The organism is Ruegeria sp. B1, from assembly GCF_056535885.1.
The window spans coordinates 796513-813557 of record NZ_JBQFJA010000001.1; the positions used below are offsets into that span (position 1 = coordinate 796513).

At 53.1% G+C, this 17045-nt stretch carries 12 protein-coding genes and 2 pseudogenes; 10 read left to right on the forward strand and 4 right to left on the reverse strand.

The window, feature by feature from the left end; translation table 11 throughout:
- Positions 1-176: 176 nt before the first annotated feature.
- Positions 177-275, reverse strand: a pseudogene (locus ACR3ES_RS03820) (transposase domain-containing protein); the annotation flags it as partial.
- Between the two features lie 412 nt (positions 276-687).
- On the opposite strand from ACR3ES_RS03820, the gene ACR3ES_RS03825 reads away from it, so the two are divergent.
- The 7 genes from ACR3ES_RS03825 to ACR3ES_RS03855 all read left to right on the forward strand — a co-directional run bounded on the left by ACR3ES_RS03825 (position 688) and on the right by ACR3ES_RS03855 (position 11932).
- Positions 688-5037: a tandem-95 repeat protein gene (locus tag ACR3ES_RS03825; protein ID WP_480634367.1), complete on the forward strand. Its 4350-nt coding sequence runs from the start codon at positions 688-690 to the stop codon at positions 5035-5037.
- Positions 5038-6624: 1587 nt separating this feature from the next.
- The gene (locus tag ACR3ES_RS03830; protein WP_480424825.1) at positions 6625-6912 is read left to right on the forward strand and encodes a helix-turn-helix domain-containing protein; all 288 of its coding nucleotides are present in this window, start codon (positions 6625-6627) and stop codon (positions 6910-6912) included.
- Positions 6909-8222 carry a HipA domain-containing protein gene (locus ACR3ES_RS03835; RefSeq protein ID WP_480424827.1) on the forward strand — a complete coding sequence of 438 codons (1314 nt, stop codon included), beginning with the start codon at positions 6909-6911 and terminating at the stop codon, positions 8220-8222. The genes ACR3ES_RS03830 and ACR3ES_RS03835 overlap by 4 nt, the downstream gene beginning before the upstream one ends.
- Before the next feature lie 270 nt (positions 8223-8492).
- Complete coding sequence (locus ACR3ES_RS03840; RefSeq protein WP_480424829.1) at positions 8493-8672, forward strand: hypothetical protein; 180 nt, start codon at positions 8493-8495, stop codon at positions 8670-8672.
- Between the two features lie 2 nt (positions 8673-8674).
- Positions 8675-10420, forward strand: coding sequence for an autotransporter family protein (locus ACR3ES_RS03845; RefSeq protein WP_480424830.1), 1746 nt, complete (start codon positions 8675-8677; stop codon positions 10418-10420).
- A gap of 573 nt (positions 10421-10993) precedes the next feature.
- Positions 10994-11254, forward strand: a complete 261-nt coding sequence (locus ACR3ES_RS03850; RefSeq protein WP_480424832.1) for a hypothetical protein — start codon at positions 10994-10996, stop codon at positions 11252-11254.
- Between the two features lie 9 nt (positions 11255-11263).
- The gene (locus ACR3ES_RS03855) at positions 11264-11932 is read left to right on the forward strand and encodes a nucleotidyl transferase AbiEii/AbiGii toxin family protein (RefSeq protein ID WP_480424833.1); all 669 of its coding nucleotides are present in this window, start codon (positions 11264-11266) and stop codon (positions 11930-11932) included.
- Between the two features lie 257 nt (positions 11933-12189).
- Here the strand turns inward: ACR3ES_RS03855 and ACR3ES_RS03860 are convergent.
- The 3 genes and pseudogenes from ACR3ES_RS03860 to ACR3ES_RS03870 form a co-directional block, all read right to left on the reverse strand.
- Positions 12190-12459 (reverse strand): annotated as a pseudogene (locus ACR3ES_RS03860) (transposase); the annotation flags it as partial.
- Between the two features lie 425 nt (positions 12460-12884).
- Positions 12885-13238, reverse strand: a complete 354-nt coding sequence (locus ACR3ES_RS03865; protein WP_480424834.1) for a hypothetical protein — start codon at positions 13236-13238, stop codon at positions 12885-12887.
- Between the two features lie 2 nt (positions 13239-13240).
- On the reverse strand, positions 13241-13507 hold the full coding sequence (locus tag ACR3ES_RS03870) for an integrase core domain-containing protein (RefSeq protein ID WP_480424835.1): 267 nt from the start codon (positions 13505-13507) through the stop codon (positions 13241-13243).
- Between ACR3ES_RS03870 and ACR3ES_RS03875 the strand changes: the two genes are divergently transcribed.
- The 3 genes from ACR3ES_RS03875 to ACR3ES_RS03885 all read left to right on the forward strand — a co-directional run bounded on the left by ACR3ES_RS03875 (position 13496) and on the right by ACR3ES_RS03885 (position 17037).
- The gene (locus tag ACR3ES_RS03875; RefSeq protein WP_480424837.1) at positions 13496-13957 is read left to right on the forward strand and encodes a hypothetical protein; all 462 of its coding nucleotides are present in this window, start codon (positions 13496-13498) and stop codon (positions 13955-13957) included. The two genes, ACR3ES_RS03870 and ACR3ES_RS03875, sit on opposite strands and share 12 nt — an antisense overlap.
- Entirely contained in the window at positions 13957-14931 is a 975-nt protein-coding gene (locus tag ACR3ES_RS03880) for an ExeA family protein (protein ID WP_480425612.1), read from the forward strand. Before ACR3ES_RS03875 ends, ACR3ES_RS03880 begins: the two co-directional genes overlap by 1 nt.
- A gap of 267 nt (positions 14932-15198) precedes the next feature.
- Positions 15199-17037: a hypothetical protein gene (locus tag ACR3ES_RS03885; RefSeq protein WP_170437251.1), complete on the forward strand. Its 1839-nt coding sequence runs from the start codon at positions 15199-15201 to the stop codon at positions 17035-17037.
- Positions 17038-17045 lie beyond the last annotated feature (8 nt).

Genomic DNA, 17045 nt, shown 5'->3' on the forward strand with positions numbered 1-17045 from the left:
GCAGATGTTTCGGCCACTTCATCTGCCGAGAGAGCTGCGCAGTGCATAGCGCACCAGATGCACGATGCAGGTCTGAACCAGGGCCTCAGGGACGGCGGAGAACAGCAGCCGGTACATGCATTGGGCCGCTGAGATTTCTGCGTCATTTTCAGGATAAAGTGAAGGCGGTGCACCGATTACAGGTCTGTGGCGTAATTCCAGGGCATCAGGCTGCTGATGTTGGACTGTTTATGCCCGTTTGCGATAGCGGTCAGTGTTTGGGTGAGCCAGGCACGGCCATTGGTTAGAACGTAATGCAGGGCGGAACGTCGAACTGATGTGGTTGACTGGGCAACTCGCCCTGACCAGAAGACCATTGCAGACTTCTGGTGCGATAATGGTGCTTGTGGCGACTGTTTGCTCAGGCCGTATTGACAAAGTAACAGTCTGACAGGTGCAGACCCCACCATAGCCTTTTCCTATTCAAATATAGAATCATGGTATTTTCCAATTCAGCGATCTGGATCCAGTGTTGGATGCGGGACGAATTGGCTGGACGTATTCGCGGTCAATCGCGCAGCGGAACCCAATCAGTAAAACTTTGGAACGTTAGCCAGTACAATAACAACAGGTTTTCACTCATCACTCACATGTACAGCATGCAAATGAGATCATCTCAATTGCTCACAGCTTGAATTGGATAAAGGAATGACCGTAATGAACAATGCACCCGTTCTGGCACTTGCATTGCCTCATCAGTTTTCAGCAGAAGATCAATCTGTGAGCTTTGTATTACCGGCCAATGCATTCACGGATGTTGATGGCGATGCGCTGACCTTAAGCGCGACGCTTGCGGATGGTGCGGCCCTGCCTGGCTGGTTGGAGTTTGATGCGGTTGCGGGGAGTTTCTCGGGCACACCGCCCCAGGACTTCAATGGAACAGTCAACGTGATGGTGACGGCCAGCGACGGGTCTCTTTCGGCCAGCGACACCTTTGTGCTTGATGTTACCCCGGTCAATGATGCACCTGTCGCGGCTGATGATACTGTTGATCCGAGTGAGTTCCTGGTCAATGACTTCACCGATGGCTCTCAAAGCGACCCGAGTGTTACCGCTCTCGCCAATGGCCATTTCGTCGTCACCTGGCAGTCTGATGATGGACAGCCGGGCGATACGTCTGAAACTGCCATCAAGGCCCGTATTCTCAATGAGAATGGTGTGGAGATTGTCAGTGAATTTCTGGTGAATGAGTCTACTAATGGTAGTCAATTGACCCCCAGCGTTACCGAGCTCGCCAATGGCCATTTCGTCGTCACATGGCCGTCCAATGATCAGGAGCAAGGGCATCCGTCTGGTTTTGACATCAAGGCCCGTATTTTTGATACGGATGGTAATGAGATTGTCAGTCAGTTCCCGGTCAATGAAGTTACCCATGACATGCAAGGCTGGCCGAGCGTGACAGCCCTTGCCAATGGCCATTTCGTCGTCACCTGGCATTCTCTTGACGGGCAGCAAGGGGATACGTCCAGTTCTGCCATCAAGGCCCGCATTTTCGATGCAAATGGCGATGAGATTGTCAGTGAATTCCTGGTCAATGAATACACCAATGACGCGCAACTATACTCGAGCGTTACAGCGCTCGCCAATGGCCATTTTGTCGTCACCTGGCATTCTTGGGACCAACAGCACGGGGATACGTCTTGGTCTGCCGTCAAGGCTCGTATTTTCAATGAGAATGGCGATGAGATTGTCAGTGAGTTCCGTGTCAACGAATTCATCAACTTCTGGCAAGAGGACCCGAGTGTGACAGCCCTCGCCAATGGGGGTTTTGTTGTCACCTGGGGGTCTCATGACCAGCAGCAAGGGGATGCGTCCGCTTCTGCCATCAAGGCCCGTATTTTCAATGAGAATGGCGATGAGATTGTCAGTGAGTTCCTGGTCAATGAATTCACCGATAGCTGGCAAGTATACCCGAGTATTACAGCGCTCACCAATGGCCATTTTGTTGTCACCTGGATGTCTGAGGACCAGCAGCAAGGGGATACGTCCGGTACTGCCATCAAGGCCCGCATTTTCAATGAGAATGGCGATGAGGTTGTCAGTGAATTCCTGGTCAATGAATTCACCAATGGCTGGCAACAGAACCCGAGTGTGACAGCCCTCGCCAATGGGGGTTTTGTTGTCACCTGGGAGTCTCATGACGGACAGCAGGGCGATGGGGACCTCGCCATCAAGGCCCGCGTTTTTGATGCGAACGGTGTTGCTCAAAGTCACAAGATTATCACAGAAGATGTTGTCACCCTGATTGAGACCGCCACGCTTCTGGCCAATGACAGCGATGTGGATGGCGATGCGCTGACGGTGATGGATGTGTCTCCGACGAGTGCACATGGCGCGGCCCTGACGCTGAACACAGACGACGGGACGATCAGCTATGATCCAACCGGCGCAGACGCTGTTCAGGCCCTGGCAGAGGGTCAGACCCTGACGGATACATTCACCTATACGGTCGAGGACGGTAATGGCGGGGAGAGCACCGCAAGTGTTTCCGTGGTTGTTCATGGAGCCAACGATGCGCCTGTTGTGGCGATTGTATTGCCTGATCAGTCTTCCGTGGAAGATGAGACCGTGAGCTTTGTGCTGCCGGCGAATGCGTTCACGGATGTGGATAGCGATGCGCTGACCTTGAGTGCGACACTTACGGATGGTTGGCCGCTGCCGGACTGGCTGGTGTTTGATGCGGCTTCCGGGAGCTTCTCAGGCACACCGCCGCAGGATTTCAATGGCATGGTCAATGTACTGGTGACGGCCAGTGACGGGTCTCTTTCAGCAAGCGATGCCTTTGCGCTTGAGATTACCCCTGTCAACGATGCACCTGTCGCAGTTAACGATGTTGTGCAAAGTCCCACTCCGATCACCGAAGATGTTGTGACCTCAATTGATACCGCCACGCTTCTCACCAATGACAGCGATGTCGACGGGGACGCACTCACGGTGACAGCGGTTTCTGCCACAAGTGCGCATGGTGCAGCCCTGACGCTGAACACTGATGGGACCATCAGCTACGATCCCACCGGGGCAGCTGATGTTCAGGCCCTGGCAGAGGGCCAGACACTTATCGACACATTTTCCTATGCGACCGATGACGGCAATGGCGGTGTGGGCGTCGCAACCGTTTCGATCATTGTGCACGGAACCAATGATGCCCCTGCCGCTGCTGATGATACGGCTCAAACTGCCACTCCGAGCACAGAAGATGCTGTCGCCTTGATTGATGCCGCCATGCTTCTCGCCAACGACAGCGATGCCGAGGGGGATGCGCTGACGATGACAGCTGTGTCTGACATGAGTGCATATGGGGCCACGCTGACGCTGAACGCCAACGGGACAATCAGCTATGATCCCACCGGCGCAGACGCTGTGCAGGCCCTGGCAGAGGGCGAGACACTTATCGACACCTTCACCTATACGGTCGCGGACGGTAAAGGCGGGGAGAGCACTGCAACGGTTTCAATCGTTGTGCACGGAAGAAACGATGCACCTGTCGCAACTGATGATAGTGAGGTTGGAAATACTATTGATGTAGAAAGTACCATTGCCGCAAGTGAGTTCCTCGTCAATGACTTTACCAATGGCACTCAAACCCAACAGTACGTCGCAGAACTCGCCAATGGCAACTTCGTCAATACCTGGGTGGAAGCACCGGACTCCACTTACTTTCATGACATCAAGGCACGTATTGTAGACGCAGATGACAACGAGATCGTCAGTGAGTTCTACGTCAATCAAGGAAGGTTTGATAGTCAAGAGAATCCGAGTGTTACAGCACTCTCCAATGGCAATTTCATCGTAACTTGGAATCATATCAATGATAGCCAAGGATTAAGACTTATTAATGCACGTGTTTTCGATGCGAATGGCGTCGGGACCGTCGGTGACTTCACCCTTAGCACCAATACGACTATCTGGGGTTATCACCCAAGTGTTACAGAGCTCGCCAATGGCAATTTCGTCGTAAGCTGGACGGATGGATACTATAACGATCTTACTGGTTATGACACCAATGTCCGTGTTTTCGATGCGAACGGCGGGGAGATCAGTGGCCTCCTCAAAGTCAATGAACCTCTCAATGCCATTGACTGGCCCGTCGAAAGTGTCACGGCCCTTGCCAATGGCAATTTCGTTGTCACCTGGAGGTCTCATAGCCCCGAAGACGGTTCTTACGACGGGAATGCAACCAATGTCCGTATTTTCGATGCGAACGGCGGGGAGATCGCCAATGAAGCAATCACCGATGGTGGTCAAGGCAGCGCGCATGTGACAGCGCTCGCTAATGGCGATTTTATGGTCAACTGGGAGTCTGAGGCCCGTATTTTCGATGCAAACGGTGTTGCTCGAAGTTCCGATGTTATCTCGGAAGATTTTGTCACCCTGATTGAGACAGCCTCCCTTCTGGTCAATGACAGCGATGCCGAGGGGGATGCGCTCACGGTGATAGCGGTCTCTGCCGAAAGCGCGCATGGGGCAGTCCTGACGCTGAAACCCGACGGGACGATCAGCTATGACCCAACCGGCGCAGCTGATGTTCAGGCCCTGGCAGAGGGCCAGACCCTGACGGATACATTCACCTATACGGTCGATGACGGTAATGGCGGGGAGAGCACTGCAACGGTTTCAGTTGTTGTTCACGGAAGAAACGAAGCACCGATCTTTGGCACCGCTGGTGATGATATCCTGACCGGCACCGCTGGCGATGACATCGTGTCGGGCCGGACTGGCGATGACGCCCTGAACGGCGGCGGTGGCAATGACGAGCTGTGGGGCGGTTCCGGAAGCGACGAGTTTGTTTTTAACGACAGTTTTGGAAACGACACGATAAGAGACTTCGAAGATGGCCTTGACCTTATCAGAGTGGATATCGCAGGTGTCTCCTACTCTGATTTGACCATCACATCGAGCGGTTCAGACACAGAAGTCTCTGTATCCGGGCACGGTACGATTACCTTAAGCAGCGTTGCCGTGACAAACCTGAGTGAAGATGACTTCCTTTTTGGGTAGGGTGGCTCCTCTCAAAAGCAGACTTGGACACCTTCATATGATGCATTGCGCCGCCAATGGGAGCAGGAACCACCCACCCCATCGGTTTGGTGGCGCTCTTTCATGAAAACTATCAAATCAGATCAAGAATGGAAGAAATACAATGGCATTCAACAGAATTAAGGTTATTGCTTTCACTGTTTCAATCATATTACCCAATATGTCCGCTGCGGCACCGGAGGAGAAAAATTCAGAGCCGGGAAAGGCAGACCCACTGGAGGCGCTTGTGGATTTGTTAGATGTACCGCTTCAGTATTGACGCTCGCGCCAAGTGATCCTGGCGACAATCGCCATACGTTGGCAGTTTTGCGTGCGCAGGAGCATATAGAGGAAGCACGTAAGGCGTATCCCGGATCGGTGGGAGAAACACCGCCTGACTTCACTGACTTGGTTATAAAACTCACTAAATTGCGGCGGATCCAGCCCGAACGGCGAGCCGAGGTTGAAGCCCATCAGAAGGAATGTCTCAGATTACACTCGAAGTAGTTTTGGGTCATTCAGGGGGCGATTACGGCTCAGTGCAGAAAAGCACTCTAAGAATTTTTATCAAATAAAATCAAAGTCTTAGAAGTCAGAAAACTTCGGACATTGCATAAATCAGTCATAAAAATACCGTTACTTTTCAATAGCTTAGCCTTCTAACGTATAATTTAGCACTGAGCCGCAATCGACCTCTCTCTATATATATCTCGCCGTCTGGACGCTGATCCTTTGCGGAGGTTGTGCGGCTTACTATTGGCAAGTCGTGTTAGCTGAACCAAGTGGGCAGACTACGAAGAATTGACTCACCTTCGTTATCGGCCTGGTCTTCTCTACTTTGGCTGTAGCTCTGTTTGCCGTCGCATGCACAAGTGTTCGTGTCTCAGTTGATGACATTGTTCTGCGGCGTCTTTTTCGTCGTCCTGTGCGATTTTCATTGAAAGAGATTTCACGTGCTGAACCAGTCGGCAAAGGCCCTGCAACGGGAGTGAGGCTCATCCGCTTTGACGGAAAGTCTGTCAGATTGCTGGCGGGTTTTGAAGGCTATTCGCAAGTCCTGAAGAAAATTCATAATGCTCATCCAGACTTACTTAGGCTGCTTACGATTGGACGAATTACCAACGTTGCGGCCGCGCGACGAAAGCGCCATCTGTCAAAGTAACCAATCAACCAAATCTGCATTCAATGCGGTCTTTGCAAATGAAGGCATTAGGGAATAAGCGGGGTGCCATCTGCTGGGTTAATCCAATAGACGGGCACAAGGTCGGAAACATAAACAACCGTTTGTTACCAACCCGGATTTCAAGAAGCGGACATTCGCGCAGCGAATGGTCACTGCATCGTGCCTTCTCCTTGTGTTCCTCATAACCCCCATATGTGCACGTTCGGGGCGGTTGAGCCGACTGGGTTATTGCAACTGGTGCGCAAAGGCTAACTGAGCAACCTTTGTCGTTGAGGACAAGTTTGAGCGCTCATTTTGACAATTGCAGCGATTTTGTCGTCAGCGACAAATAGTTTGCATTTGGTGCCGCTCTTGCCATATCTTGTCGTTAGGGACAAGAGGTGCAAATGGAGCGGTATGCGAACCAAAAATGGCCCCACATAGTGGGCGCCAACATTCGGAAAGCTCGGAGCGACCAACGGCTGACGCTCAACGACTTGTCACGTCTGTCCGGCGTCGAAGCGGCTAGTCTATCCAAGATCGAAAATGGGAAGCGAGACCCAAGGCTGTCCACTCTTGTGGAGATTGCGAAGGCACTCCGCACAGACCTGCCGATACTATTTCAGTCCCAGGGTGATGGTATGGCCAAGGAAATCAAGTTGAGCCAGGATGGATATGACCTGGACGGCGAATGATGGACAGCCAAAACAGCATCTCGGTTTTCTACGGCAACTTTACCATTGGGCAGATCGACGTTGATGCAGCGGGTGAACTGTCGTTCCGATATAATCCGAAGTGGTTGGCAACCAAAGGCGCATTTCCGCTGTCTGTGACCATACCACTTCGGCCAGAGTCGGTCGCAGCACCGGTGATTACCCCTTGGCTGGCCAACCTGCTGCCAGAGGAACAGCAACTTCTTGCACTGTCGCGGGCGCTTGGTTTGGCCTCATCAGACGCCCTGGCTATCTTAATGGAGATCGGCGGGGACACGGCGGGTGCGATTTCCGTCGGAGAGCCCAGTAACAAGTTGTCATGGGCGTATCAGCCACTCACCGACCACTATCAAACCGAGACCGTAGAAGACGCACTCACAGCCCATTTCGCTGACCTTGGTAAGCGTCCGTTCTTGGCTGGTGAGGACGGTGTTCGATTGTCGTTAGCAGGTGGACAGAAGAAGACTGCACTTGCGGTGCTTGGCCCCGCTGGAAACCCGAAACTTGGCCTTCCAGCAGAAACGGACGTACTGGCTATCCCCAAACACGGTGCGCCTTCCACCGTCATCATCAAGCCTGACAATTCCAACTTGCCAGGTATCGTCGAGAACGAGGCGTATTGCCTGACATTGGCGCGATTGTGCGGGCTGAAAACGGTGGAGGTTGGCATCCTGCCAGCAGGTGATCGCGCAGCATTGATAGTTGCCCGGTATGATCGATCAGCGCGAAGGGATGGATCACTCAGACGCTTGCACCAGGAAGACTTCGCCCAAGCCAACGGGGTCTTCCCCGGTCAAAAGTACGAGCAAGGCACAGTGGCCGGGATCGATATGCAACGGCTTCTCGGAACGGCTCAGTATGTGCCATCAAAGGATGCTTTAGCATTACAGGATCAGGTTATTTTCAACATACTGGTCGCCAATACGGACGCCCATGCAAAGAACTACTCGATGTTGTTGGGTGGCGACATAAGCATGGCACCACTCTATGACGTATCGACCGTCCTGCACTGGGATCATGTAAACCAGTATCACGCTCAAAAACTGGCGGGCCAAAAACGCAAACCTGGCGATATGGACCGTCAGCACTGGGACCGGATCGCGGAAGAAGCGGGTTTCAGTCCAAGAGTGATGCGCAAACGGGTTCAGGAGTTGGTCGATACGATGGTGGCACGGAGGGTAGAGGCGACCCATCTTGTTTGTGACATGGTTAATGCCGAAGCTGGGATGGTCGAGCATGTCGCCGATCTCATTGAGAACAACGCGCTTAGGATTGCTGGCAGACTACGGTGATTTTGGTACAATCCGCCAGCGCAGTATATGTACGCTCACCGGTCGGTCAGAAATGGGACACTTTAGGGTAAAATACCCCGAAAATCGCTGTCTCATTTTCAGCTAACTTGTTGATTCCGGAGGACAGGTCTGTCCCGTCCTTAGCCAGAACGGACGTCACATGCATCGCAGCGAGTGAGTGCTGCCACAACCTTTATTCAAAAGTGCCATTGCACTCGAAACGTAACCGTCCGGCCTGGCTGCTCTGCAGCCGTTTAAGCGGGTATGATAATGTCCATTAACGGTATCATTAGCACTGGAGCCGCTGCGCAATCCAATGGTGGCCTTGGCACGGCAACCGCGGAAATGCATGGCGGCACGATCACCACGAATGCTGCCAACTCCTGGGGGCTTCATGCGCGGATTGATAACCCGGACAGTGCCGAAGAGGTGCGGGCGACAATACCCTGACCTTGGAAGGCGGCGACTTCAGCGGGGATGTTCGTCTTGGGGCGGGAGACGACACCGTCACGATTTCCGCCGACAGCACCTATGTTGGGTCCCACGTTCTGGATGGTGGTGCGGGTGATAACGATCAGCTGACGCTGCATGGCCAGACCATGACCACAATGGAGGACGTCATCAACTGGGAGCATTTGACGCTGAAGGATGAAACAAAGTTGAGCCTGGATAAGGGTGCCACGCTGGATATGGCTCTCTCGATCGAGGCAGGATCTGTATTCAGCGTGTCTGGCGGGGGCGCCCCCACCGAGGCGACCATCGCAGGTAAAGTGGCCAGCGCGACGGGCGGGGGAGGGGATACCCCCACCGTTGTGAGCATTGCAGGGGATGTGATCAATGATGGCTCTGTTGTTTTGAGTGTACAGGACGGGGATGCGGATGATGTGATCACCATTGAGGGGGATTACACCGGATCGGGAACAAGTGTTTTTGCCCTGGATGCAGTTCTCGCTGGCAATGATGCGCACTCCGACAGGCTGGAGATCAAGGGCGACGCGTCGGGCGAGATGATGCTGTCGATTTCGGGCCTGGACAGCGCCGGTGGCGAAGGCACACCGCTTGAGATCGATGTGGTCACTGTTGGCGGAACGTTTAACGGGACCTTCACCCTTGTGGATGGCAACCATGTCACCCCGGACGGGTCGCAAGCGGTTGTCTCGGGCGCCCACCTCTATAGGCTGACCGAGGCGGGGGATGGCCACGGCTGGTCGCTGAGCGCGATGTCCGAGACCGGTGGGAGAAACTATCAACCCTCTGCGCCGATCTATGACAGCTACGGTCAGTCGCTGCTGGCCCTCACTGGCCCCGCGTCGCTGCGCAACCGGGGCAGCTCACAGGACTTCCGCAGCCTGGCCTGGGACGGGGAAGCGTCGGGTCAAAACAGGGACACCCCGCTGTGGTTCCAGATGGGGACAGAACAGGTCACCTTGTCGGAAGAGCACAGCACAACAGGGGCCGCGCTCGACAGCTCGATCTGGGAGATGGAGATCGGCGCGGATGTTGTCGTGAGCGAGAGCGGGGCGGGGCTGCTTGTGGGTGGGTTGATGTTCTCCTACGCCACGGGGAGTGCGTCGGTGACCTCAGATTTTGGAGATGGTTCGATTGACACCACGGGCCTGGGTCTGGGCCTTTCGGCCACGTGGTATGACACGCGCAGGTTTTATGTCGACGGGCAGGTGACACTGGCATCCTATACAAGTGACCTGGCCGCTGATGGTCTTGGAACCCTGACCGAAGACAACGGGGGCACGGGCCTTGGGTTGTCGATCGAGGCCGGGCAGCGCTTTGATCTGGGGTCCGGTCTGACGGTGATCCCGCAGGCGCAGCTGAGCCTGTCGTCAGTTGGGTTTGATGACTTTGAGGGTGAGCGCTACGGGGAGCAGGTGACGTTTGAGGATGCGGCCAGCCGGCAGCTGCGACTTGGGCTTGAGTTTGGTGCGCAGGAACAAGGGGCACACCGCCTTTATGGCATCGTGAACCTGTTCCATGAGTTTGGCGCGGGCAGCGAGGTGGATGTTGCCGGGGCGACCCTGACAACCGAGAGTGAGCCCTGGGCGGTTGGGATCGGTCTTGGCGGCAACTATGCCCTGACCGATCGCGTGGATCTCTTTGGCGAAGCCTCCTATGCCACCGGGCTCAGCACCGCTGGCGACACCAGCGCACTGAGCGCAAACGCAGGCCTCAAAGTCGTGTTCTAGAGAGGGTGGGGGCAGGCCAGATGTTTCGTTCCGGATCGAGCTGTGAGATGAGCCGTCATTAGGTTATCCCGAAGCATCAGTTGAATAGAGCTCACTACAGCCATTTTATGCAGATCGCACGGTGTAGTGAATTTGAGCCGTTACCAGACCTTAACCGTACTTTGAGTTTTTGTTGGTGCAGAAGGCTTTGAAACCACGCAAACCGGACATACCCAGGCGGTTTGCAGAGGGAAGAGATGCGGACAGAGCGCTATTTCGTTGCGATTGCTCCAACGTCCGCTTTCGTGTCAGCCAGTCTAGCAGTCAACTATGTCAGTTCTTACGAAATAGCCTGGTCGACTTCAGCGGCATGATTAACTTAAGGTTGTCCGAGCTGATCGAAGATCTCTACCGCATGTCACTCGGTGTAGTTTGTGTGACATTAACAAGGGTTTGAGAGAAGTCTTTGCTGGTGAAGGTGTCCGGGTTTTTGAGTAGATCAAGGACCAAAAGCTGTCACAATTGAGCGCTGCCTTATTGCGAAATTAAGAAAACTCCTATATTGATAAGGACCGCAGACAGGAGATTGCAGAAATGTCGCTTGCGACATCTACCGTACTGGGAACAATAAACGCGCCTTATGGCGCGAACCTATCTGCACATCAACTTGCCGCCTGCATCTCAAATTTTGAGGATATGAAGAGCGCCATGGGGCCAGTTTTTTCTTTCTTTACAGAAGTTAAGCCGGATCTACAGAAAGCCTTCGTCGAAGAGATGGGCGTTTGTGATGGCGCAAAAGCCATCGCAAAATACCTGCAACAGCAGTGTATGAATCCAATCGCACTCGCTGCCTGATAGTCTCCTGTGAACACACCTGTACCGAGTCGTTGGGGTGACCTCTTTGATGTGGCAACGTCCATAATCGATCAGGCAAACGACCCATATCAAATAGTAGACCAATGGACTTTTGGTGGTGGCACTGCGCTTATGTTGCAGATCGACCACCGTGAGAGCCATGATATTGATCTATTCATTGGTGATCCCCAAGTATTACCGTTTCTGAATCCAGAAATTCAGGGTTTCGACCTGACGTTGCGACCAAGCAGCTACGCTACCGATGGCACACAGGCCCTCAAAATCGTCTTCGATGGGGTCGGAGAAATCGATGTTATTTGTTGTGGCTGGCGCACTGATAACTTCGCAGAATCACGTGAAATACGTGGAAAAGAAGTGTTGCTTGAGACGCCCAGTGAGATCATAACAAAAAAGATCGTCCACAGGGGATGGAACCTGCAACCGCGTGATATGTTCGACATCGCCGCCGTGCGAAAGCACTACGGAGACAACTACGTCAAAGAGGCATTAGCACCGATTGCTGCGAGTGCTAAACAGGCGCTAAAAGTCGCAAAAGGATTCAATCCTGATCTTGTGTCGGCTGTCATTTCAGGGCTGACTATCAAGGACAAGTATGCGGACATAGCTCAGACTGCACAACAGTCCACCATCGAGCTGCTCTCTCAAGCTAGCGAATAGGTAAAAGGCCATGGATTAACCATGGTACATCTTTCCAAGGTGTAGTCACAACAAGACCCACCTCTGTGGCATTCAGTGACAACTTCTGTGCGACGTCCCCGGTTCGCCGAAAGAGTCCAAAGCCGCTGTTGCTCGTACTCCAGTCTTTCGTTTATGCAGAAAGTCCAGAACTACGGGAAAGCGGATATACACTACGTGATTGCGGATGACGGTAACACAATTCAACACCGAAGGAAGATTGGAACGCGACGAGTATCAATCCGGCTGGTATCAATTGCCAGGCGCTGGCCGCTCACCAGACCTTCTGCGATGCACCGCGCCACAGTCGTATCAAACAGATGACGCAGCAGTTCAGGATCAACCGAAGGTCGGCCTGTGTGGTTGTAGAAACCCGCGAGATGCACTCGAATGCTGCTCAAATCGACAAAGCGATCAATCGACCGAAGCAAGTGATCTTAGGGAAAGTGGTTCTCCAATGAGAACTCATAGAACAGCGACGATTGCGCTTCCTGCCTCGGCCCCAACACCGCTCAATCCTCCCACCCATTGGAAGAATTGAATCAGCGGTTCATGCACCGATCAAGGAAGAGTTTTTCAACAAAATAAGCCCCAAGCAGCCGTCGGCCAAGCTTCCGCCTTTCGCATGTGCAGCACATCGCAATCCCGCGCATTCCGGACGTTCCCAGGCGCTTCACTGATGGCAGGGCTGCGGACACTCCTGCCATTCCTCAGCTGATACCTAGTTGTAGTGGCTTGAGATCATAATCCGTTGGGCGCGAGATTATCGGCATTTCTGGCTCAGATTATTTGAGACTGTAAATCGATTTGGGATCACATTATTTGCGACTGGACTCAGAATAATTGAGACGGGCTCACATTGCTGAGACTGGGATCGGTGGGGTGAGACCATCCGACGCCGTCACAGCGACAACGCTCACCCCGTCGGCTCGTATTACTCTGCAAGAAATTTTTTCACTTCTTGATTATCAATAAACCAGTTGGAAATTCCTAGAATATTGGTGTCTAGATATCCAAAAAATCTTTCTGGGCGGCTTAAATCTAGGAAGTAGAAGGCCAGTTCCTCGCCCTTAGTTCCGTCATCAAATTCGACGAACTTCCGGGTGAGAAAATTCTCTGGTTTTGTGCACACTGGCATAAATCGTTGAGTTAGAAAAATTCCGGTATCAGAGTGCCTTTCTTCCTCAACTTCTTCAGAAGGAATCATCGTATAAAGCCAAAGCCAACCAGTGCCGTCAGCTTCCAGTTGTACATCGGTAAAGAGAGCAGTAACTTTGTCCAGCCCCAATTCTATGGGCCAGTTTTGAGCAAGGTTTCTGGAACGGGCGGTCGCATGTTTAGAGCCTGATGGGGTCTGACACGATTGTACTGTCTAAGCCAGGTATTGATGACGATCTGAGCCTGTTTGGTGGTGTGGAACCATTCTGCGTTGAGGACTTCCCGGCGCAGAGTGCCATTGAAGCGCTCGTTGTATCCATTCTCCCAAGGTGATCCCGGGTAGATTTGGATCGGCTTAATGCCCACCTTTCTTAACCAGGTCTGCAGGTGTTTGATCACGAGCTGTTCGTTGAGTGGAACGACAAGCGCTTTGGCCCCTACCGCCCGACAGGTGGGCCTATCCCGCTGCATCGCTATCGCAAGCCCAAGAAAACACAAACACAGGCACGGGCCGACAGGATCGGAGATCTTGCGCAGAAGATCTCGGTGCCCAGATCGGCGCTTGCCGGGTTGGATTCAAGCCTGGCCAAAGCCGCAGACGTACTGCCGTTCGCCAGCCAGGCCTTTGTCGATCCGGATCCCTATGGAGAGTTCACCTATAGCAGCCGATTGGATGCGCTGCGCGGGGTCTCGGATTTGCTGCACAAGCCGCTGGCCCGCCTGACAGACGAGGATCTGTCGTTCGTGAATGATCTTGTCGACCGCACGCTCGACAAGACGGAAATCAAACAAGGAATAACTGCCCGGTTCTCGCCTAAGCGACCGGCCGCTGAAGAGGAGAGCGAGTAATGCTGAATGCCGAGATCATGGCGCGATATGGGCTGATCAAGGACTGGCGAGCTGCCGGATTCTATGAGACCGAGAACCATCGTCAGATCACCCACACCGTCCGGGCGGGCATTGGAACCGGACGCCTGATCGCTGTGACAGGCCCAGTTGGCATCGGCAAGACTGTGTTCCTGCACCGGTTGCAAGATGAAATTGCGCGCGAAAAGAAGGTCACTGTCGCCGAAAGCCTGTCGGTGGACAAAGCCCGCACGACCGTTCCGACGCTAATCTCAGCCCTGTTCTACGATCTCTCACGAGAGAAAGAACCAAAGATTCCAACCCAAGGTGAAAAGAGGGAACGAGAACTTCAGAAGCTGGTAGCCCGCTCCGGAAAGCCCGTGGCGCTGTTTGTCGATGAGGCCCATGATCTGTATGGAAAGACATTGATCGGGCTGAAACGCCTGATGGAAGTGATCGCGCGCGGCGGAGGCAATCTGTCCGTTATTCTGGTCGGCCATCCGAAGCTGCGAAACGACCTTCGCCGCCCAACGATGGAAGAGATCGGGCATCGCACTGATATCCTGCCCTTCGAAGGATTGGGGGAAGAGTCCCGAACCTATCTCGACTGGCTTTTGGACCAGTGTACCGAGGACGACGCTCCACTTGACGAGATTATCGAACCGGCGGCGCTGGACCTACTGGCAGAGCGCCTGACCACACCCTTACAGTTTGCCGAATATTTAAACCGGGCATTGGAGGCCGGGTTCCGCATCGGCCAGAAACCAATCACGCCGGATATTGTGTCGGCCACCCTGGCCCCCGACTTTGATGACTTGGAGCCACGTCTCACCCGGCAGGGCTATTCTGTGAAGGTATTGGCGGATCAGTTCCAGTCCAAACCTGCCGAGATCAAACGCTTCCTGAGCGGGCAGCTTGAACCCGCGCGGACCCGCGAATTGGCAGAGCGAATGCGGATGGCGGGGTTGTCGCTATGAGGTCATGTGGATGGTCTCACCCCACCGATCCCAGTCTCAGAAATGTGAGCCCGTCTCAATTATTCTGAGCCCGTTCTCAAATAAAGTGGTCCCAAATCGATTTATAGTCTCAAATAATCTGAGCCAGAAACAGCGATGATCTCGCGCCCAACGGATTATGATCTCAAGCCGCTACACATAGGGTTCAGGAATGGCTCATTTCGCGGTAATTTTCACACCGCAATTGCACGACTTTCACCAAATCTCACTCCCGCGTTCAGAGCCGGTGTGAGCGCGATCATCGGGCATGGATACAATCCGAATGCGGAGACTCTGATTGATGGCGCGATCGTCGACATCAACGGATTTGAGGCCGTAGTATCGGACGCAGCAGAGTGCAGTGACAAGTCAGTCAACTCGCATGATCGCAAATTCTGGCTTGCGATGCACAATCGCGACTATGACGATCACGCTATTGAGCACTACTGGGAACAGGCGGGCGAAGACGGTCATACTGCTGGCGAAGTCCTGAAAGCTTACGTGGATGCTCGCCGTGCTACAGGCGATTGGCAGTCTTTGGCAAACCACCCACGACGCGCCTCATTCGTTTGGGAGTGGATTAACTGTGCGAGCCGCGATGAGAGTGATGTTACAGAAGAAGAGCTCACGGCAATAAGCAAAGCGGCTCTGAAACATCGCCACGAAAACCACTTTTGGAACCTTGCAGATAAGGAATTCAAAAAATCACTATCTAGCCAATTGGCAGTTCGATTGCGGGAGGGTTCCGAAGACCGAGACGTTAGGTCAAATGCCGCGCGAGTGGCACTCAACCATAAACCTCTGCTTATTGCCGGGCTTTTGTCGCCATCGTCCGGACTTTCCGTGGAACGCATGCTCGAGATTTCATTGGATATCAAAGCGGCACTGGAACTTGACGAAATACCTGTCCCTGAACAGGGGACACTTATCAAGAAGATTACGTCTCGTTGTACCCCTGACGTTTCGAATGCGATCTGCCGACTTCTCGATCTCGATGATTCAGAGCTCTTCCCTGATGCAGAAGAAGTGCTTCAGTCCGTAGACCAAACCGCTAGCATTGATCTGAATTTGGCGGTCTCCAAACTCCTGTTTAACCACGGCCACGATATTTCTTCGCGACTTCGTAGTATCCTGACAACTACGCATGACGTTTCCGAAGAGAATATTGAACTTGTCGGCCAGACAATGGATTTGGCAGTTCAGTTGAATGATCAATCGTTGATTTCTCTAGGATTGGCGCATGAGTTCGCGCGATGTCGTATCAAAGCAATAAATGCAATATTTCAGGCCTCAACTTCTCCACTACCGCATAGCTTATTGAAACTGAGGAGTGATGACAGCAGTCTGGTCCGGAAGCGCCTCGTGGAAATGCTTGAGGAAGCACCACATGGTGACCATTCTGACGTTTTGATCGACCTAACATTCGATACATGGACGCCTGATCAACACCATCATGGGTACACGGTTAGCTATCCTATCGCAGGCAAGGCGGCCGACCTCCTTCTCGACCAGCCCAATCTCACGGACGATCAATACCAAGAGGTGATCAGTTCGCTCAAGAAAACTGACAACAATGACGTTCGACTGACATTGCTGCAAGCCATGGTACGGCACGGTTTTCAAGCCCGTCGTGACAAAATAGTGAAAATTGCCGTTGGCGAGGGTCGCCCGACGTATCAGAGCCTTTCGGCAAAGGCACTATTCTTCGAACGCAATCATTTAGAAGCCAGACAAATTGACCTCATCGAAAGTGAAAGGATCGCAGTTGTCAGTCCGACTGTCGCGTGTTGGCTGGTTCTCCTTCTAATTGAAAACGCCAGTGACGAGCGAGTTCATCAACTTGCAACCGACCTGGCTACAAACCCCGACCGAGCTGTTCTTCTTGCGGTTATGTTCCTCGTGACTGCTGGTACTGACCAGAAAACTCTTCACAAGAAACTTGGAAAGCTGCTTGGCGATGTAAAGTGTTTAGCGATTGAAGTGACGCTAGAGACCCAAGACACGACCAACCTCAACTACTTGGATGAATTAGGAGATGTACGGATGGTGGAAGCGGTAAAGGGCCTATTCCGCATTTATTTCAGGTGAAAAGGTAA

What these genes read in the sequence shown, in the direction of transcription:
- ACR3ES_RS03830 (WP_480424825.1), top strand. Translation starts at nt 6,625, where the DNA reads ATGGAGCGGTATGCGAACCAAAAATGGCCCCACATAGTGGGCGCCAAC.
- ACR3ES_RS03835 (WP_480424827.1), top strand. Translation starts at nt 6,909, where the DNA reads ATGATGGACAGCCAAAACAGCATCTCGGTTTTCTACGGCAACTTTACC.
- ACR3ES_RS03840 (WP_480424829.1), top strand. Translation starts at nt 8,493, where the DNA reads ATGTCCATTAACGGTATCATTAGCACTGGAGCCGCTGCGCAATCCAAT.
- ACR3ES_RS03880 (WP_480425612.1), top strand. Translation starts at nt 13,957, where the DNA reads ATGCTGAATGCCGAGATCATGGCGCGATATGGGCTGATCAAGGACTGG.
- ACR3ES_RS03850 (WP_480424832.1), top strand. Translation starts at nt 10,994, where the DNA reads ATGTCGCTTGCGACATCTACCGTACTGGGAACAATAAACGCGCCTTAT.
- ACR3ES_RS03825 (WP_480634367.1), top strand. Translation starts at nt 688, where the DNA reads ATGACCGTAATGAACAATGCACCCGTTCTGGCACTTGCATTGCCTCAT.